This window comes from Streptomyces sp. NPDC058964 (assembly GCF_042741275.1).
Classification (GTDB): domain Bacteria; phylum Actinomycetota; class Actinomycetes; order Streptomycetales; family Streptomycetaceae; genus Streptomyces.
Genome location: NZ_JBHYKH010000408.1, coordinates 772 through 4583 on the forward strand (window position 1 = coordinate 772; position 3812 = coordinate 4583).

The following is a 3812-nucleotide window of genomic DNA, read 5'->3' on the forward strand; positions in this document are numbered from 1 at the left end:
CAACCCGGTGCGGTCCCCCTCCACCCCACCAGCGGCGTTTAGTGGGGCCCCGACAGCATCGTCTACGTAGCCGTTATCGGTCCCCTCGTCGTGCGGGCGGAGTCCGTAGGCGGTGCACGCCATCGCGAGGATCGCGAACACCGCCGGGATGCCGTGCATCTGCGCCTGGTCGACGGGTTCGGCGCGCCGGTGCTGCTGGGCGCGGTGGCGGCCGGTGCGCCCGACGCGCCCCTGTCGCAGTCCGGGGCCACCGCGGCCTGCCGTGCCCTGGTCATCCAGCTGTCCTCCGCGGCGTCGCTGTTCGCCGACGGCCTGTTCGGTCCGGGTGACGACGCGACGGTCACGTCCGCACTGCGTACCGTGCTGGCGGGCGTGGCCAACTCGGTGCGCCTGGTGGCCCGGGCGAACACCGCCGGGGTGGTGACGGCGGGCGACCACGCACAGGTGGCGACCTCTCTCTACGGGCTGCTCTCCCAGCTGGGCGACCGCGGGGAACGGCAGCACCTCGTCTTCGGCGTCGGCGATGCCGGGCTGCTGCGGCTGCGCGCCGAGGACGGTCTGGGGAGCGCTCCGCGCTGGACGCCCCTCGTAGCGCCCGACGCGGCGATGGCTGCGCCCCGCCTCCCCGCCGTCACCGGCGCGGACCTCGTGTGGCAGCGCGTCACGACACGCCCCGGAGACCTCCTGGTCCTCGCGTCCGGGCCGATGGCCAGGTTGCTGAACCAGGAGGGGGTGGCCGAGTGGTTCGCGCGGCGCTGGCACGGCCGTCAGCCCTTCCTGACCTCGTTCCTCTCGGACGTCAACGCCAACATCCGTGACGGAGGCGGCGACCGCAGCCTCGTCTGCCTCTGGGATCACGGGCGCGCCGCCGCCCTGCGGGGGGAGGGTGCCGCTCCCCGGTCGTGAGTGAACCGGCCTGCGCACCCCTGCCGGTGCGCCTCCTCGTCATGGTGGCGCGCCGCTCTCCGGGTGCTCTCCAGGAGCGGCGCGCCACCGGTCGAAGTACGCCGGACACCGGCTCAGCGGGTACCGGCGCGCCGGGCACGGTCAGTGGCGGTCGTAGCGGTGGTGGTCGTAGCGGTTGCCGTCGTAGCGGCGGTGGCCGTTGCGGTTGTCGTCGTAGCGGCGGCTGTCGCCCCAGGAGGCGGCGTCGATGAAGCGGCCGTGGTCGTTGCGCAGGGTGGCGGTGTCCCCCTCCCTGTCCCACACGTGGGAGCGGCGGTCCTGGTACAGGTCACTCCTGCTGTCCTGGCCGAATCCGGTGTGGACGCGTACCGTCGCATGTCCGTCCAGCTGGTAGTGCCGGAAGGTGTAGGTGTGGCCGTCGGAGTCCGACAGGGTCCAGCCGTCCAGGTTGACGCCGTGCCGGCTGTTGTTGGTGACCTCCACCCACTCCTGGTTCAGGAGACGGTTGGAGCGTTCGCCGCGGCCCGGCGAGTCGTACCGGACGTCGCTGATGACCACGCGGTCACGATCCGGACGGGCCGACGGGTGGTCGGCGGCGGCCGCCGGCAGCGCCGCCGCCCCTACGACGGCCGCTGCCACGGCAGCGGCGGCGGACAGCCGACGGACGGTCTCGGATACTGATGCGGACACAGGGTCCCCCTTCGCAGGGTGAGAACACACGTCGGGCACGCGGGGTGAAACCGCAGGCCACACAGTGTGTGTTGTGCGAGCGGCGGCCGGGCGGCCGCGCACTCACACCCTCCGGCCCGCACGCCGGAACCCGGGGGTGCCGCGAGGCCTGTTACAGACCGGGCACATGTCCGTGACCCTCGCCTGTAACGTACACCTATGTACTTGATGCCCCATTTTGAGATCACCCGTGGCCGGATCTCGCGTCGGCACAGGTCTCCGCCGGCGCCGGCCCCGCTCGGGCCGGTCCACCCGCACGCCGCTCTTCACCCGAAAGTGAGTAACAGGCCCCGCCCGCCCATGTCGCACGAGTGGACCCCAGTCGCCGGTGTCAGCCGACGGGGTTGCTCGTGTCGCGCAGTTCAGTGAGTACGGAGGCGTACATGCGGGCCTTGATGGTGCCGAGGGTGTCGCCCGCCTTGGCCACCAGGGCCTGGGCGATTTCGACGGCGGTGTCCCGGACGGCGTCCTCGGCGACCGCACGGTCCACGATGCCGGCGGCAGCCGCGTCGTCGCCGCCGTAGCGGCGGGCGGTGGTCATGGCCTCATGGGCGGCCTGCGGGGCGAGCCGGGACTGGATGAGGGCGGACATGCCCGGGGTGAAGGGGATGTTGATGTCGGCCTCGGGCAGGCACCAGAAGCCGCGGTCGGCGCGCATCACACGGAAGTCCTGGGCGAGGGAGAGCATCGCGCCGGCGGCGAAGGTGTGCCCCTGGAGGGCGGCCACGGTGATCACCGGGAGGGACAGGAACCGGGCGAACAGTCCGTGCACGGAGATCACGTAGTCCTGGTACTCGTCGGCGTGGGCGAACAGCCAGTCGAGGTCGAGGCCGTTGGAGTAGAACTTGCCCGTGGCCGCGGTCACCAGGGCACGTGGGCCGTCCGCCTCCTCCACCTCGTCCAGGGCCGCGTCGACGGCGGCGATCCAGTCGGGGTGGAACCGGTTCTCACCGTCTCCGAGGTCGAGGACGTAGACGTCGTCCTGGCGGTCGAGTGCGGGCATGTCGGCTCCTCGTGCTGGGTGGGTCGGGGCGGTGGGTCACGACCGCTGGGCGTGACCCCGGTCGGGCCGGTCCCGCAGGGCGTGGACCAGCAGGTCGTGGATCTCGGCGGCGGCGTCCAGCGGAGCGGTGCTCCGGTCGGCCCGGCACATGATCACCGCGCCTTCGACCGCGGCGATGACGAATACCGCCAGCAGCCTGCCGCGCTCTTCGGGCAGACCGTGGCGGACGAACAGGACGGCCAGTGCTTCCCGCCGGCGGGCGAACACCGCGGCGGCGGAGCGGGCGAGTTGGGGTGCCTCGTCATTGGTCTCCACGGCCACGGCCACGATCGGGCAGCCGGCCCTGAACCCGCTGTCCACCAGCCGGTGCCGCCACAGTGCGAAGAAGGCGTCGATCGCCGCCAACGGGTCCCCGGCCCGCACGGCCGCGTCGATGAGCCCCGCGATGAACTCGCCGGCCAGCGCCACCGCCTCGTCGATCAACTGCGCCCGCCCGCCCGGGAAGTGGTGGTACACGGAGCCGCGCGGGGCGCCGCTGTGGGCGAGGACCCGGTCGACGCTGGTGGCACTGGCACCGTATTCGCGCAGCAGGGCGGCGGCGCCGAGAACCATCCGCGCCCGGCTGTCGCTCTTTCGGGGGCTCATCGCACCACCGGCCCGACGACCGCGCGGCGCACGGCGAGCAGTGGTGCGCACATGACCGAAGCCGCCTCTCTCCAGGCGTTCACCGGGCTACCCGCAAGTAACTTATGGGGTATGCCATAGAGCATGCAAGCGGTTCGGCACGGCTGCGCCGAGGACACGGCCGCCCCGGGCCGCCTCCATCCGGCCTAACAGCGCATGCGGCCCCTGCGGGCCACCGCGTGTGATGGAGACACCCCACCTTCGACAAGGGAGAGCGATATGCGCATCCGCGCCGCCGCACTGACCGCCGTCCTCACGGGCGCCCTCACTCTCGCCGGGACCACGGCCGCCCAGGCCGCGGACCCCGACCCAGTGACCGGCACCGCCACCAACAGCCCCGGCCTGCTGTCCGGGGACGTCATCCAGGTGCCCGTCAACATCCCGGTCCTCGTGTGCGGCGACAGCATCAACCTCATCGGGCTCATGAACCCGACGTCGGGCAACACCTGCTCCAGCAGCTGACACAGCCGGACCGGCCGCACCGAGACCC

General features: G+C 72.3%; 5 protein-coding genes. 2 read left to right on the forward strand and 3 right to left on the reverse strand.

Annotation, left to right across the window (positions count from 1 at the left end; genetic code table 11):
• Nucleotides 1-90 precede the first annotated feature (90 nt).
• Nucleotides 91-906, forward strand: coding sequence for a protein phosphatase 2C domain-containing protein (locus ACFW2E_RS34965; RefSeq protein ID WP_384472412.1), 816 nt, complete (start codon nt 91-93; stop codon nt 904-906).
• Nucleotides 907-1047: 141 nt separating this feature from the next.
• On the opposite strand, the gene ACFW2E_RS34970 is transcribed toward ACFW2E_RS34965, so the two are convergent.
• From ACFW2E_RS34970 to ACFW2E_RS34980, 3 genes are all read right to left on the reverse strand, one after another.
• Nucleotides 1048-1596: a lamin tail domain-containing protein gene (locus ACFW2E_RS34970; protein ID WP_384472415.1), complete on the reverse strand. Its 549-nt coding sequence runs from the start codon at nt 1594-1596 to the stop codon at nt 1048-1050.
• A gap of 370 nt (nt 1597-1966) precedes the next feature.
• On the reverse strand, nt 1967-2638 hold the full coding sequence (locus ACFW2E_RS34975) for an enoyl-CoA hydratase-related protein (protein WP_384472418.1): 672 nt from the start codon (nt 2636-2638) through the stop codon (nt 1967-1969).
• A 36-nt stretch (nt 2639-2674) separates the two neighbouring features.
• Nucleotides 2675-3283, reverse strand: coding sequence for a TetR/AcrR family transcriptional regulator (locus ACFW2E_RS34980; protein ID WP_384472421.1), 609 nt, complete (start codon nt 3281-3283; stop codon nt 2675-2677).
• Between the two features lie 258 nt (nt 3284-3541).
• Here ACFW2E_RS34980 and ACFW2E_RS34985 point away from each other — a divergent pair, with 258 nt between their 5' ends.
• Nucleotides 3542-3784 carry a chaplin gene (locus ACFW2E_RS34985; protein WP_384472424.1) on the forward strand — a complete coding sequence of 81 codons (243 nt, stop codon included), beginning with the start codon at nt 3542-3544 and terminating at the stop codon, nt 3782-3784.
• Nucleotides 3785-3812 lie beyond the last annotated feature (28 nt).